This is a genomic window from Knoellia sp. B-D-2, from assembly GCF_057714695.1.
The window spans coordinates 2,234,042-2,247,354 of record NZ_CM173189.1 but is presented as its reverse complement, the minus strand read 5'-3'; the positions used below and the strand labels follow the sequence as shown (position 1 = coordinate 2,247,354).

Below are 13,313 nucleotides of genomic sequence, written 5' to 3'. Positions count from 1 at the left end.
GCGCCGACAGGAGGCCCGAGTTCGACGCACAGTTCGATGGGCCTCCTTTCACCGCCGCCAGCCCGCCCCGACGGACGACTGAAGTGGTGGGCCATGGACATGGACATGGACGACAACAGCCTGATCAACCAGACGACCCCCGAGCGGCTCTACGGGGTTCAGAACGCACCCTCAACGGCCTGCGGCACCCGTACCCCTTACGACGAGATCGCCCCACCCGCTATGACCAGCGCCACCCAATCACCGACAACGAAGTTCAAGCCCTCAGGGAGTTGATCGCGCCGTTCACGAGCGACTACCCGACCTCGGTCCTTGATGTCGGTTGCAGCGCGGGTCGCGTGTTGGACAGGGCCTGACCACACCTGAACGGTACGCCGGCATCAACCCGAGCCAGCCGATGCTCAACATGCCCGTCCGAACGTACCCCAACGTCGTGAGGATCTACCCGACGACGATCGAACAGGCACTCACCGACGGCATCTTCACACCGGGCCAGTTCGAGACTGCGGCTTATGGCAGTGCCGATGAGCTGGACTCAACAACGATCTCCGCGCTGGCGACGCTCACCGGTCGAGCACTCGTACTCAGCGGCGCCAGCGGCGTGCCGGAGGTCGTTGACTGTTGGGGTTCGCTGTCTGGCGGGACGTGACGTGGCGGCAAGCGTGAGTTCGAACGGCCGTGCGGCCCCGGTAACGGGGTTACCGACGTGAGTACGCGCGGGCGGGACTGCTGACGATCTGGTTGTCACTTCCGGTGTGGTGTTTCAGGCCGCGTGCGCGGCACGGTTGATGGTCTCAAACTCGATCGGGGTGAGTTTGCCGAGGGCGCGTTGCCGCCGCCGGCGGTGGTAGGTCCGTTCGGTCCAGCTGACGATGGCCAGCCGGAGCTGGTCGCGGGTGTCCCAGCGGCGGGCGTTGAGGACGTTCTTCTGGAGCAGGGCGAAGAAGGACTCCATCGCGGCGTTGTCGGCCGAGGAGGCGACGCGTCCCATCGACCCGAGCAGGCCGTGGCGGTGCAACGCGGCGACGTAGGGTCGTGAGCGGAACTGGCTGCCTCGGTCCGCGTGGACCACGCATCCGGTGACCTGGTCCGGGCCGCGTCGAGCGATCGCCATCTCGAGGGCGTCGACAGCCAGGTGCGAAGTCATCCGCGAGTCGATCGAGTACCCGACGATGCGGCGGGACCAGACGTCCTTGACCGCGCACAGGTACAGCTTCCCTTCGGCGGTGGGGTGCTCGGTGATGTCGGTCAGCCACAACCGGTTCGGTGCGGGTGCGGTGAAGTCGCGTTCGACGAGGTCGTCGTGCACCGGCGGCCCGGGTTTCTTGGCCCGGCCCCGCTTGCGGGAGTGCGCGGACACGATCCCCGCCTGCGAGCACAGGCGCCACACCCGCCGCTCGGATACGGTGTGGCCGGCGTCGGTGAGCTCGTCGGCGATGAACCGGTACCCGAACCCCGGGTCGTCGGCGTGGACCTCGAGCGCGGCATGGGTGGCGTACGCGTCGACCAGGTCCCGCTCACTGACCGGGTGTGCCTTCCACGCGTAGAAGGCCTGCCGGGAGAACCCGAGCAGCCCGCAGGTCACCGCGACGGGGACACCGTCGGCGGCAAGGTCCAGGACCAGCGGGAACGTCATTTTGGGGACTGACCCAGCCTCAGGTTCGCCTGGGAGAGGTACGCCGCGGCCCGACGCAGGACCTCGTTCTCCTGCTCCAGCAGCCGGTTGCGCCGACGCAGGTCCCTGACTTCCTCGGACTCGGCTCGGGTCACGCCGGGACGGTGGCCGTCCTCGACGTCCGCGCGGTGGAGCCAATTCCGAAGGCAGGACTCGGAGATTCCGAAGTCCTTGGCCACTTGCGCGATCGACGCATCGCCTCGGCGCGCGACCGCGACGACGTCATCACGAAACTCTTTCGGGTGAGCAGCTGGCATGTCGACATCCTTCCATCGGGGATCTCTCGTCCCCACAGATCAGGTGTCAACCAAACCTTCAGCAGTCCCCCTTGATCCCGTCGAGCATCGCGTCGATCTCAGCTTGCAGGACGGCTGGGCTTTCGGTGAGGGGCTTGAACCAGTGGTCCAGCACGACGTGCTGATCAATGCGTTGGGTGGTGAGGACCCGCGCCCGCTCAGGCTCGGGCAGCCCCCCGACACCGATGCTGACCGCAAAAGGTTCAAAGGTCGTGCCGAAGTCTGGACCCCTGAGCGCCGGTGCCAAAGTCTGCAGGAAGCCAGCGAACGGTCCCACGCGCAGCGACTGGTCCACATTCACCACCCCTGCGCTGGCATGGGCGAATCCGTAGCCTGTCGCGTGGAGCGCCCCGGAGAAGTGACCGACCACCACGGGCTTGATCACTCCGTTCTCGACCACCGTGGCATGGATCCGCTCGACCACGACCATCGGGTCAGCACCTGACCCGGTGGATTCGCCGTGCCCGGGAAGGTCCACGCACAGACAACGGAACCGGTCCCTGAGCCGGTCAACGATCGGGTCCCACGTCGCCTTCGAGAAGGTCATCCCGTGGACCAGCACGACGGCGGGCAGTTCCCCGCCAGTGTCGACGTGAGCGAGGGGTTCAACAGCCATGGCGGTACTCCCCGTTCAGGTTCGCGATGCGAGGTCTCAGAGAACAGGAAAGCACTCGTTCGAGCGTGCAGCCAGCACGTGGGTGAGCCAGGGCGACGAGACCGCGTACGCGGCGGCCGTGAGAAGGCCGGAGCCATGGACGACCACCCTTCGATCGGGTCTAGGTTGCCCACATGTCCGACGTCACGATCAAGCCGCTCACATCGGAGACCTTCGACGACTTCGCCGCCCTCGTCGAGCGCAGCAAGGGCATGTTCGCGAACTGCTGGTGCACGTGGTTCCATCCCGATGACCGCGAACCGGACGGCACCGCCGAGGACAACCGGGCGTTCAAGAGGCGCCGCGTGGAAGAGGGGATCGCGCACGCAGCGTTGGTCTACGACGGCGATCTGGCCATCGCCTGGGCGGAATACGGCACACCCGAGGAGCTGCCCGGCATCCACCACCGCACGGAGTACCTCGCCACCGCCGAGCGACTGCCCGACTACCGGATCACCTGCATCCAGGTCGAGAAGGCCCACCGTGGCAGAGGCTTGGCTTCGGTCGCCCTGCGCGGAGCCGTGGACCTGATTGCGCAGGCGGGCGGCGGCGTGGTGGAGGGCTACCCGCACGACACCGCCGGGGTACGCAAGAAGAACTCGTCGTTCCTCTACAACGGCACCCGCACGATGTACGAGCGCGAGGGCTTCACCTACGACCGCCCCAAGGGTCTGGGCAACTGCGTCATGGTGCGCACCGTGGCCCCGAGCCCGCGTCGCTGAGGCGTATCGCCGGTCACAGCCTCCGAACGAAAGACCCTGTCACGCCGTTCGTCCGGAGCACGCGTCAGGTGGGCTGTCGGACCGCGTACCGGACGTGGACCACACCGTTGCCGAGACGTCCGTGGTCCAGCAGCTCGAGGTCGAGGCGTACGCCTCGAGGCAGCGCCGGCTTGCCGCCGCCGACGAGGACCGGGCACAGCAGCAGCACGCACTCGTCGACCAGGCCGTGCCGGAAGGCCTCGGCCGCGATCCCCGCGCCACCGATGCTCAGGTCCGAGCCGGCGGCCTCCTTGAGCGCTCGCACCGCCTCGGGCTCGAACCGCCGCTCGATCCTCGTGCGCGCCGTCGACACGGCGGTCAGTGTGGTGGAGTAGACGACCTTGTCCGCGTCACGCCAGACCCCGGCGTACTCGCGGACCACCGGTGGCTCGTCCGTCAGCCAGTCGTCGCTCTCCCACACGCGCATCGCGTCGTACATGCGTCGCCCGTAGAGCGACGTGCCGATGTGCCGCTCGTGCTCGTTCCAGAACGCGTGCAGGGCCTCGTCCGGCACGGACCAGTCGAACGAGCCCGTCTCGTCCTCGAGGAAACCGTCGAGCGAAATGTTGGCCGCGTAGATCAACTTGCCCATGGAGACCTCCGCTCGGTCCGTGGGCAACAGCGTGCGACGTCACACAGACACAGTCAACAACAGCGAGTACGCCTCGTCACGCCCCCGGAGTGTGGGTTGAGGTCACCGACCGCCCGAGGGTCAGCGGGAAGGGTCGACCATGGTCATGCCCGCCACGGTGGCCGAGTCGAAGACGGGCAGCAGCGCGGCCGCCTCGTCCAGCCCGATCGTCCGCTCGACGAGCCGCTGCGGCTGGAGCCGGCCCTGGTCGATGAGGCCGAGCATCCCGGGGTAGTCGACGGCCGCCATGCCGTGGCTCCCGAGCAGATCGAGCTCCCAGCCGATGACCCGCGCCATCGACACCCGGGGGTGTCCACCGACCGGCGGCAGGAGACCGACCTGGATGTGCCGACCTCGCCGCCGGAGGCTGAGGATCGCGTCGGCACAGGTCTGCTCGCTCCCCACGGCGTCGACGGCCACGTGGCTGCCCCCACCGGTGAGCTCGGTGACCGCGGCCGGGACGTCGGTGCCGGTGAGCAGCACGTGGTCGGCGCCAAGGCCGGAGGCGACCGCGAGCGCCTCGGCGTTCCGGTCCACGGCGACGACCTTGGCGCCGAGCGCCTTGGCGATCATCACGGCGCTCAGCCCCAGGCCCCCCGCGCCGACGACGGTCACCCACTCCCCCTCGGCCACCCGCGCCCGGTCGACCAAGGCGCGGTAGGCCGTCGAAAAACGGCACCCGAGGCTCGCCGCGGTCGCGAACTCGACCTGCGGCGGGACGGCGACGAGGTTGGTGTCGGCGGAGTGCAGGGCGACGTACTCGGCGAACGACCCCCAGTGGGTGAAGCCCGGCTGTTCCTGGAGAGGGCACACCTGCGCCTGACCGGTCGCGCACCACTCGCAGGTCCCGCAGCCGGAGACGAACGGCGTGGTGACGCGGTCCCCCACCCGCCACGTCGTCACGGCGCTGTCGACCGCGACCACGACGCCGGCGAGCTCGTGGCCGGGGACGTGCGGGAAGGCGATGTCGTCGTGCCCGGCCCAGGCGTGCCAGTCGCTGCGGCACATCCCCGTGGCCATGACGCGCACCACGACTCCTCCCGCGGGAGGGGTGGGATCGGGCACCTCCCGGACCTCGGGTCGGGCTCTGACGGCATCAACGACCATGGCGCGCACCGCCCCATGGTGTCAGGGGTGGTGCAGCGCCTCGCGCTCGAGCCGTGCCGCACGGGCTGCGGCGACCTTGGCCTCACGGCGGCGCTTGAGCCGCGCCTGCGGGTCGGAGCCGGGACCCAGCTGGGCCGGGCCGAAGACGTGCAGGCCGGCGTACTTGATCCGGTACATGATCCGGTAGCCCAACGACAGGCCCTCGCGGTCGGCCTTGGCCATGACGACATCCTCTATAGTGAGTGCGGTAACAGTTAGCCCACTAATCATAACCCGACATCGCCAGGACGGACGACGATGCCCCGCACGCGCGCACCTCGACCCACGGTCGAGGTTGACCTCCTCGCCCTCGACCGTCAGGTCTGTTTCGCCCTGGCCGTCGCCTCCCGCAACGTCATCGGCCTCTACCGCCCGCTGCTGGAGCCCATGGGGCTCACCCACCCCCAGTACCTGGTGATGCTGGCCCTGTGGGAGGAGTCGCCACTACGGGTCTCCGAGATCGCGGACCGCCTCAGCCTCGAGCCGGCCACGCTGTCCCCGCTCCTCAAGCGGCTCGAAACGGCCGGCCTGCTGACCCGCGGTCGGGACACCCGGGACGAGCGAGCCCTCGCGGTCTCGCTCACCTCCGCCGGGCGCCGGCTCAGGTCGAAGGCTCTCAAGGTGCCGCCCGCGGTCATCGACCGGCTCGGCATGGACTTCGGCGACCTCGAGGCCATCCGCGACCGCCTGAGCGTCCTCATCGAGGCGACCCGCCGCAGGACCTGACCGTTGCGCCCTGCGCGACGATCCGACCCGCCCGTATGCCGTCCTGTCGGCTCGCGTGGTCCCGCTCTCCACGGCATACGTGGAAGTTGCCGCAGGTCACGGGTTTGCTGTGGACGGGCACCGGGTAGGCCGCCCTCGACCGTCGATCGACGACGGCACCGAGAGGAGGGGCACAGATGGACAACCAGACCAGCACCCCGCAGAGCCCCGCGGAGCGGGCCCAGACGGTGGGCCACGACACCAAGCAGGCGGCTCAGAACGTGGCTTCGACAGCCGGCGACGAGGCGAAGAGGACCACGCGTGAGGCCGCGGAGCAGGCTCGCCAGCTCCTGGGCCAGGCACGCAGCGACGTCACCGACCAGGCCGCGGCCCAGCAGACGCGGGCCGCCAGCGGTCTGCGCGAGCTCTCCGACCAGCTGCAGTCGATGGCGCAGGGCACCGGCGACGACGGCATGGCCAAGGGACTCGTCGAGGACGTGGCCCGCAGGGCGAGCGACGCGGCCACCTGGCTGGACCGGCGCGACCCGGGGAGCCTGCTCGAGGAGGCTCGCGGGTTCGCTCGCCGCCGCCCCATGGCGTTCCTCGCGGCCGCGGCAGGGCTCGGCGTCATCGCCGGGCGACTGAGCCGTGGCCTCGTCGACGAGGCCAGGGACGACACTTCATCCTCCACTCCCACCACGGCATGGACCCCCGCCGCCGCAGGTGCGCCGGCACCGCTGTTCACCGAGGACGCGGGGACCGTGCCCGTCGCCCCGATCACGACGGCAACCACCGGTCAGATCCCCGAGCTGCACCGCACCACCCAGCCTGTCGCGCCGGACGGGACCCCGAGCCCGATCGACCCCGAGGGCCGCCTGACCGCCGCCGATGAGCTCGGCGGGGGTGGGCGATGACCGAGCCGCAGACGCGTCCGGACCTCCCTGATGCGTCCCTGCGCTCGGTGGGCGAGCTGCTGGGCGACGTCACCAGCGACCTGTCGACCCTGCTCCGGCAGGAGGTCGCCCTCGCCAAGGCCGAGCTCAAGGAGACCGGCGACCACGCCAAGGCCGCCGGCGGCATGCTCGCCGGCGCAGGAGTCGCAGGGCTCCTCGCCCTGATCTTCCTGTCCCTCGCCCTGTGGTGGGCGCTGGGAGACCTGCTGGACAGCCTGGGGTGGTCGGCGCTCGTCGTCGGCGTGCTCTGGGCTCTCGTCGCCACCGTGCTGGCCCTGCAGGGCAGGAAGCGCATGCAGCGAGCCACCCCGGTCGCCCCCCGGACCGTGGACACCGCCAAGGACATTCCCGATGCACTGAGAGGACGCGAGACATCATGACCACGACCAACCAGGACCCCGAAGCCATCCGCCGGGAGATCGACCGCACCCGCGGCCGGCTCAGCGAGGACGTCGACGTCCTCGCGGAGAGCGTGACCCCCAGCGCCGTCGCCAAGCGCACCGCCGCACGGGCGACGGGTCGCGCCAGCCGACTCAAGGAGACCGTCATGGGCACCGCCCAGGACACGGCCGGCACCGTCACGAGCACGGGTTCCGACGCGGTCCACGGAGCGGCAGACGCCGTCACCTCCGCCCCCGAACTGGCTCGCCGCCAGGCCCGTGGCAACCCGCTCGCCGCGGGTGCCGTGGCCCTCGCCGCCGGGTGGCTCATCGGCTCGCTCCTGCCGGCCTCCGACAAGGAGCGCGAGCTCGCGTCGGCGGCCAAGGAGCAGGCGCAGCCACTCGTCGACGAGGCCACGTCGATGGCCAAGGACGTCGCCGACCACCTCAAGGAGCCCGCGCAGGAGGCCGTCGAGTCGGTCAAGGGCACCGCCCAGGAGGGCGTCGAGAACGTCCGCGGCGAAGGCGCCTCCGCCGCACAGGACGTCAAGGAGACGGCCGCGAGGAGCGGCAGCGACAACGGACGCAACACCCCCTCGTCCCCGACCGCCTGAGCGGACGGGAGGCCCTGCCCCCGACGACCCCTCCGTCCGGGAGTGACCGGACGGAGGGGTCGCCCGCGTGGCCCCGGGCGGCCCCGACCTTCCCGGTGTTTCCGCGGTCGCGTTCCGGGGTAGTGACTCCACATCCGGTCGGGTGCCATCGCGCCCGGCCGCCCCGTGATCCCCGAGGAGACCGCCCATGTCGCAGGACGCCATCGTCATGCTCAAAGCCGACCACAAGGAGGTTCGCGCCCTCTTCCGCGAGTTCCAGAAGTCGACGACCACCGACGCTCGCAAGGGCAGGCTGGTCGAGCAGATCATCGAGCTCCTCACGGTGCACACGTACATCGAGAACGAGGTCATGTACCCGCGGGTGCGTGCCCTGCTGCCCGACCTCGAGGACGACGTGCTCGAGTCCTACGAGGAGCACCACGTCGCCGACGTTCTCGTCATGGAGCTCGTCCCGATGTCGCCGAAGGACGAGCGCTTCGAGGCCAAGACCACCGTCCTCATCGAGAACGTCACGCACCACATCGAGGAGGAGGAGCAGGACTGGTTCCCGAAGGTCCGCGAGGGCCTGTCCCGCACCCAGCTCCGCGAGATCGGCGCCGAGCTCGCCGAGGCCAAGAAGCGCGCTCCGCGCCGCCCGGAGCAGCCGAGCGCCCTCAAGAAGACCGTCGATGCCGTCCTCGCCTGAGCCAGCGCTCCCCGGGCCGGTCGCGACGAGGCCCCGGACGACGCCGCCCCTCGTGACGGCGACCCAGCGCCTCGAACAGGCGGCGGCGCTCGACGGCCTGCGACGTTTCTACGGGATGCTCGCTCGACCCCTCGACCGCTGGTCGGGCAGTGAGCTGCTGCGCTCCGGCCTCGTCGGGCACGCCCTGCACCCGGTGCTCACCGACGTGCCGCTCGGGTGCTGGACCGCCGCGTCGATCCTCGACCTCGGTCGCCGCCCGTCGGACCAGGACGCCAGTCGGCGGCTGGTCGGAGCCGGTCTCGTCGCCGTCGGGCCCACCGCCCTCACCGGCCTCGCCGAGTGGGCGCGCACCGGACGCGAGGCGCAGCGCGTCGGTGCGCTCCACGGTGCCCTCAACGTCGTGGCGACGTCGCTGTACCTCACCTCCTACGTCGCCCGCGGCCGCCGGCGACACGGTCTCGGCGTCGCGACGGCTCTGGCCGGTGCGGCGGTCGCCGGCGCCTCGGGCTACCTCGGCGGACACCTCACGACGGCTCGCAAGGTCGGCAGCAGGGATCCGGCGTACGTCTCCGACCGGGTCCGGGACGAGCTGGGCAGCACCGTCGCCGGCTCGTGACGTCTCGGCCCGGGCGACTGCCGAACGTCTCGCCTGAACCTAGGGGCGGTGGCGCTCCTTGGCCGCCCGGCGGCGACGTCGCAGCTCGCCGACGATGCGGTCCTGCTCCCGCGTCAACGCCGACCTCGCTGTCTCACCGGCGTCCCCATCACGAAGCGCCGCCTCGGACACGGCGAGGTCGGTGAGGAGCTCTCGCACCGTCTGCGCGCGCAGCTTCAACCGTGCTCGAGGACTGCGCGGGACGGTCGCACCCACGATGTCGATGACGTCAGCTTCATCCATGCCTGGCTGCCTCCATGACGCGCCGGGAGGTCCGTCTCCTTGAGGCCCCAACCCGGTCACCACCTCCAGTACCCACCGACCGGTCGCATACGCCTCGGCGGGTGCGGTGTCCGCGCCGATGTGTCGTCGGCCGGGTCGGGCGGCACCCGGGGAAGTCGCCGAGGTTCAAGCGCCCATTGCCCTCTCTGCGGCGGTACGGTCGAAAGGTCTGGAGTGGAGATCGAACCCCCCTGTCTCCCTTGTTCACATGGTCCGACAGTGGTGCCGTCACTCTCCCCAAGGACGAGTTCATGGCTGCCGCCCCGCCCACCCTCGTGTCGACCAGCTCCCACTGGCAGCACACCATCGACCGCCAGGTCGAACCCCTCGCCGAGCGCTGGGCGACCACCCAGGACCCCGCGGTCCGGGCCGACCTGCTCGAGCGCATCGTGCTCATCGCCCTTCCCATGGCCGACACCATCGCCAGGCGCTACCGGTTCCGGGGCATCGAGGACGACGACCTCGAGCAGGTGGCCCGCACCGCCCTCGTCAAGGCCGTGACCCGCTACCGCCCCGACCAGGGTCACGGGTTCGTCGCCTTCGCGGCGCCGTCGATCAGTGGCGAGCTCAAGAGGTGGTTCCGCGACCACGGCTGGGCCGTGAGACCGCCACGACGGCTGCAGGAGCTGCGGCCGCTGCTCGTCAGCGAGGAGGAGCAGCTGAGGCACTCGCTTCTCCGAGAGCCGTTGGACAGCGAGATCGCCACGGCACTCGACATCACCGAGGCTGACGTGACCGAGGCGAGAGTGTGTGCGGCCGGATACCAGGCCGCGTCCCTCGATGAGCAGAACGCCGCCGGCACGAGCCTGGCCGACCGGGCCCTCGTCGCCCCCTCCGCCTGCGAGTGGATCGAGACCCGGGAGGCCCTCCGGTGGGCCGTCGAGCATTTGGACCGACGACAGCGCCTCGTGCTGAGACTGCGGTTCGTCGAGGACCTGACGCAGGCCGAGATCGGCGTGCGCATCGGTGTCAGCCAGATGCAGGTCTCCCGGATCCTGCGCACCGTCATGACGTCGTTGCGGGCCGCTCTGGCGCGGGAGGACCTCCAGCAGCCCGTCGCCTGACCGGCGGACCCGCCCGGGGAGTCAGACCGCGGTGACGCGGTGGATGAGGGACAGGTAGTCCTCGACCCCGGCCGGGCCGGCGCAGTGGACACGCCGGTCCACGAGCAGGTGCGGCGTCCCGGTGACGCCGGCAGCGCGCGCGGCGTCCGCGTCGGCCGCCAGCTGGTCGGCGAGCGCCGACGACGCGAGGACCTCCGAGACGCGGTGCTCGTCCAGTCCCGCCTCGCCCGCCAGTCGCTGGAGCACGTGGTGCGACTCGACGTCGAGCGCCTCACGGAACACCGCGGCATACAGCCGCTCGAGCATGGCCGACTGGAGCGCCGGCCCACCCAGCTCGTGGCCGAGCGCCACGAGGCGGTGGGCGTCCGTGGTGTCCGCGGTCGGTGGCTCGGTCAGCGAGATGTCGAGGCCGTCGGGGCGGGTCTGCACGGCAGCCTGCTCGAAGTCGTCGGCGGACAGGGCCGAACCCGGCAGTGCGTGGTGGTGGATGAAGACCTCAGCGGGCCGTTCGGAGGCGGCGACCGCCGCCTCGAGGCGACGTTTGGCGGCATACGACCACGGATCGGTCACGTCGCCCCAGAGGTCGAGCACCAGGTCAGCCATTCCCTCACTGTGGCACACGACAGCGAACGCCCCCAGACCACGAAGGGTCGGGGGCGTTCGTCAGGCGGGTGCCGCGGGGTCGGCTCAGAACCGACCGAAACCGGTGGGGGTGCCCCACATGTTGCGCTCGCTCGAGAACTTCCCGGTGCGCGGGGAGTCCATCATCATGTCGCCACCGGTGAAGATGCCGACGTGGTAGGCGGGGCTGCCGTAGAAGACGAGGTCGCCGGGGCGGGGGCTCGTCACGCGGGTCGCGGCACGCTGCTGCGCGGACGCGGTGCGCGGGATGCTGATCCCGGCTTTGCCGTAGACGTACTGCGTGAACCCGGAGCAGTCGAAGCCGGCCGGGGTGCTGCCGCCGTAGACGTAGGCGATGCCGAGCAGGCCGCGGGCGATGTTGACGACCCGGCTCGAGGACTGGGTCACCGACTTCTGCGCTGCAGGGATGCGCGCGGCGGTGCGGCTCGGCTGCGTCGTGCCCGTCGTGCGCGTCGACCGGGTGGCAGTGCGCGCCTCGCTCCGCTCGCCGGCGGCGACCAGACGGCTCTCGCGCGGCTGCTCCACCCTGACGACCGGCTTCGGCTTCGGCTTCGGCTTCGGCTTGGGCTTCGGCTTCGCGACGGCCTTGACGCCGACGACGCCGACGATCTCTGCCCGGACGGGGGTGGAGACGGCCGGGGCGCTGATCGCGGGGGCCGAGACGGCGACCGGGGCGGCGGGAGCAGCCGGGGCAACGGTCACGCGTGCCGGGGCGGCCTCGGGGGCAGCCGACGCCGGCAGGGCGAAAGCGGCGACGAGGCCACCGGAGGCGGCGAGGACGGCGGACGCCTTGGCGCCGGTGACACCGACACGGGAGACGATGGTCGACAGTTCGGAGACAGGGTTGTGTCGTCCCGGCGCGCGGTGGCGCCCATGGGTGGAGTGAGCCACGGTGATGAACCTCTCGATGCCTACGAGGTGAGCTGTCGGGTTCGGGCGTGAGGTCTGCCCTGCCAGTCGTGACTGGCTTCACCCCAAGGACCGACCTGGCTGGTCGGCCCACTATTGGGTCCCCCGCTCCTGCCAAGCGGATTGTGCTGCAGTCGACGACGGTGGCAGGACTCGGCGTATCCGTCTCGACGGTTCACCCCAGGGGAGGACGAACCGCAGTCACGGTACCCAATCGAACGGGCAAAGTCACGTTTGGGTCACGGCAGCCGGTTCGGGAAACCCGGCCGACCACGGCGCGGCCCGAGGGCGGGTCAGGGCACGACCGGGTCCGGGCGGCGGGGCCCGGACGTGGCGAGGGCGGGGAGCCGGTCCGGCCCTCCCGCCCTCGTCGTCACCTTCGCGGGATCACTCCACGGAGATGTGCACGTGGTCGTAGTGGTTGGCCGTGACCGAGCCACGGTCGTCCATGGCACGCCAGCCGGAGGCGCCGGCGAGCCAGATGCGCTGCTTCCAGATGACGTAGGTGATGTCGTGGGCACCCATGTTGTTGATCGCCCACTGGGCCACGGCGTCACCGCGCGAGCCGGTGACCATGACGTCGACGGCCTTGCCCGAGCCGTGGTCGCCGCCACCGGCGCGGTAACCACCGATGTTGGTGATGCCGAAGTTGGAGCGGATCGCCGAGTAGACCTTGGCGGCGTTGCCGCCCAGGCCCTTGCCGCGGCCGGCGTCGTAGTAGGCCATGGAGGACCCGCCGCCGGACGAGGAGGGCGACGACGAGGTCGACGTGCGGGCCGACGAGGTGGACCTGGTCGTGGAGGACTTCGCCGCGGCCTTCTTCTCGGTCTTCTTCTCGGGAGCGGCGACCGGCTTCGGCTTCGGGGCCGGCTTCGGCTTGGCAACAGCGGTCACACCGGCGGTCCCGGCGGACACCGCGGCGCTCTCGGCCGCTGCGGGGGCGCTGAGCGCCGTCCGGGCGGTGGCGACCGCGCTGCGGCCGGCGCTGCGCGAGGTCGTGCCGCTCACGGCCTCGGCGCGGTCACGGGCGACGAGGGCCGAGGTCCGGCTGGAGAGCTCGACCTGCTCGGGCGAGGCCTGGACCGGGATGGCGATGGCGGCTGCCAGGCTCGAGGCCAGGCCGAGGCCGACGAGGCCCTTGACGGCGGTGGGGCGGGAGATGGACTTGACGGTCGCGAGGTCGGGCAGACGCCGGGACGTCTGCGCACGGCGGCGACCGGCGCGGGAGACAGGGGAGAACACGAAAAAGGAAACCTTCCG

At 70.8% G+C, this 13,313-nt stretch carries 18 protein-coding genes, 1 pseudogene and 1 riboswitch; of the genes and pseudogenes, 10 read left to right on the top strand and 9 right to left on the bottom strand.

Translation table 11 applies throughout. The features are described 5' to 3' along the window. Window positions 1–105: 105 nt before the first annotated feature. Together AC3EU2_RS10745 and AC3EU2_RS10740 are read left to right on the top strand one after the other, a co-directional pair. Entirely contained in the window at window positions 106–276 is a 171-nt protein-coding gene (locus tag AC3EU2_RS10745; RefSeq protein ID WP_488176289.1) for a hypothetical protein, read from the top strand. A gap of 157 nt (window positions 277–433) precedes the next feature. Then, a complete protein-coding gene (locus tag AC3EU2_RS10740; RefSeq protein ID WP_488176288.1) occupies window positions 434–649 on the top strand; it encodes a hypothetical protein in 216 nt (71 codons plus the stop codon). Between the two features lie 114 nt (window positions 650–763). Here AC3EU2_RS10740 and AC3EU2_RS10735 read toward each other — a convergent pair. Beyond that, window positions 764–1,932 (bottom strand): annotated as a pseudogene (locus tag AC3EU2_RS10735) (IS3 family transposase). 58 nt (window positions 1,933–1,990) lie between these two features. Beyond that, window positions 1,991–2,587 (bottom strand): alpha/beta fold hydrolase, encoded by a 597-nt coding sequence (locus AC3EU2_RS10730; RefSeq protein WP_488176287.1) that lies wholly within the window; start codon window positions 2,585–2,587, stop codon window positions 1,991–1,993. Window positions 2,588–2,760: 173 nt separating this feature from the next. Here AC3EU2_RS10730 and AC3EU2_RS10725 point away from each other — a divergent pair, with 173 nt between their 5' ends. Continuing rightward, window positions 2,761–3,348 carry a GNAT family protein gene (locus AC3EU2_RS10725; protein ID WP_488176286.1) on the top strand — a complete coding sequence of 196 codons (588 nt, stop codon included), beginning with the start codon at window positions 2,761–2,763 and terminating at the stop codon, window positions 3,346–3,348. 64 nt (window positions 3,349–3,412) lie between these two features. On the opposite strand, the gene AC3EU2_RS10720 is transcribed toward AC3EU2_RS10725, so the two are convergent. The 3 genes from AC3EU2_RS10720 to AC3EU2_RS10710 all read right to left on the bottom strand — a co-directional run bounded on the left by AC3EU2_RS10720 (window position 3,413) and on the right by AC3EU2_RS10710 (window position 5,347). After that, the gene (locus AC3EU2_RS10720; RefSeq protein ID WP_488176285.1) at window positions 3,413–3,979 is read right to left on the bottom strand and encodes a dihydrofolate reductase family protein; all 567 of its coding nucleotides are present in this window, start codon (window positions 3,977–3,979) and stop codon (window positions 3,413–3,415) included. Between the two features lie 120 nt (window positions 3,980–4,099). Then, entirely contained in the window at window positions 4,100–5,134 is a 1,035-nt protein-coding gene (locus tag AC3EU2_RS10715; RefSeq protein WP_488176284.1) for a zinc-dependent alcohol dehydrogenase family protein, read from the bottom strand. A 12-nt stretch (window positions 5,135–5,146) separates the two neighbouring features. Continuing rightward, a complete protein-coding gene (locus tag AC3EU2_RS10710; protein WP_488176283.1) occupies window positions 5,147–5,347 on the bottom strand; it encodes a hypothetical protein in 201 nt (66 codons plus the stop codon). Window positions 5,348–5,422: 75 nt separating this feature from the next. Here AC3EU2_RS10710 and AC3EU2_RS10705 point away from each other — a divergent pair, with 75 nt between their 5' ends. The 6 genes from AC3EU2_RS10705 (at window position 5,423) to AC3EU2_RS10680 (ending at window position 9,117) form a co-directional block, all read left to right on the top strand. Next, the gene (locus AC3EU2_RS10705; protein ID WP_488176282.1) at window positions 5,423–5,890 is read left to right on the top strand and encodes a MarR family winged helix-turn-helix transcriptional regulator; all 468 of its coding nucleotides are present in this window, start codon (window positions 5,423–5,425) and stop codon (window positions 5,888–5,890) included. Between the two features lie 176 nt (window positions 5,891–6,066). Continuing rightward, complete coding sequence (locus AC3EU2_RS10700; protein WP_488176281.1) at window positions 6,067–6,783, top strand: hypothetical protein; 717 nt, start codon at window positions 6,067–6,069, stop codon at window positions 6,781–6,783. Next, window positions 6,780–7,202 carry a phage holin family protein gene (locus tag AC3EU2_RS10695; protein WP_488176280.1) on the top strand — a complete coding sequence of 141 codons (423 nt, stop codon included), beginning with the start codon at window positions 6,780–6,782 and terminating at the stop codon, window positions 7,200–7,202. Before AC3EU2_RS10700 ends, AC3EU2_RS10695 begins: the two co-directional genes overlap by 4 nt. After that, on the top strand, window positions 7,199–7,816 hold the full coding sequence (locus tag AC3EU2_RS10690) for a DUF3618 domain-containing protein (RefSeq protein WP_488176279.1): 618 nt from the start codon (window positions 7,199–7,201) through the stop codon (window positions 7,814–7,816). The genes AC3EU2_RS10695 and AC3EU2_RS10690 overlap by 4 nt, the downstream gene beginning before the upstream one ends. Window positions 7,817–8,003: 187 nt before the next feature. After that, a complete protein-coding gene (locus AC3EU2_RS10685) occupies window positions 8,004–8,501 on the top strand; it encodes a hemerythrin domain-containing protein (protein ID WP_035934695.1) in 498 nt (165 codons plus the stop codon). Next, window positions 8,485–9,117, top strand: coding sequence for a DUF2231 domain-containing protein (locus tag AC3EU2_RS10680; RefSeq protein ID WP_488176278.1), 633 nt, complete (start codon window positions 8,485–8,487; stop codon window positions 9,115–9,117). The genes AC3EU2_RS10685 and AC3EU2_RS10680 overlap by 17 nt, the downstream gene beginning before the upstream one ends. Before the next feature lie 39 nt (window positions 9,118–9,156). Here AC3EU2_RS10680 and AC3EU2_RS10675 read toward each other — a convergent pair whose 3' ends face one another. Then, entirely contained in the window at window positions 9,157–9,399 is a 243-nt protein-coding gene (locus tag AC3EU2_RS10675) for a hypothetical protein (protein WP_488176277.1), read from the bottom strand. Between the two features lie 290 nt (window positions 9,400–9,689). On the opposite strand from AC3EU2_RS10675, the gene AC3EU2_RS10670 reads away from it, so the two are divergent. Then, the gene (locus AC3EU2_RS10670) at window positions 9,690–10,502 is read left to right on the top strand and encodes a sigma-70 family RNA polymerase sigma factor (protein ID WP_488176276.1); all 813 of its coding nucleotides are present in this window, start codon (window positions 9,690–9,692) and stop codon (window positions 10,500–10,502) included. A 21-nt stretch (window positions 10,503–10,523) separates the two neighbouring features. Here AC3EU2_RS10670 and AC3EU2_RS10665 read toward each other — a convergent pair whose 3' ends face one another. The 3 genes from AC3EU2_RS10665 to AC3EU2_RS10655 form a co-directional block, all read right to left on the bottom strand. Beyond that, window positions 10,524–11,105, bottom strand: coding sequence for a DsbA family oxidoreductase (locus AC3EU2_RS10665; RefSeq protein ID WP_488176275.1), 582 nt, complete (start codon window positions 11,103–11,105; stop codon window positions 10,524–10,526). 84 nt (window positions 11,106–11,189) lie between these two features. Then, a complete protein-coding gene (locus AC3EU2_RS10660) occupies window positions 11,190–12,035 on the bottom strand; it encodes a C40 family peptidase (RefSeq protein ID WP_488176274.1) in 846 nt (281 codons plus the stop codon). Between the two features lie 5 nt (window positions 12,036–12,040). Beyond that, window positions 12,041–12,193: riboswitch (cyclic di-AMP (ydaO/yuaA leader) on the bottom strand. Between the two features lie 247 nt (window positions 12,194–12,440). Further along, a complete protein-coding gene (locus AC3EU2_RS10655) occupies window positions 12,441–13,295 on the bottom strand; it encodes a VldE C-terminal domain-containing protein (protein ID WP_488176273.1) in 855 nt (284 codons plus the stop codon). Window positions 13,296–13,313: the final 18 nt, after the last annotated feature.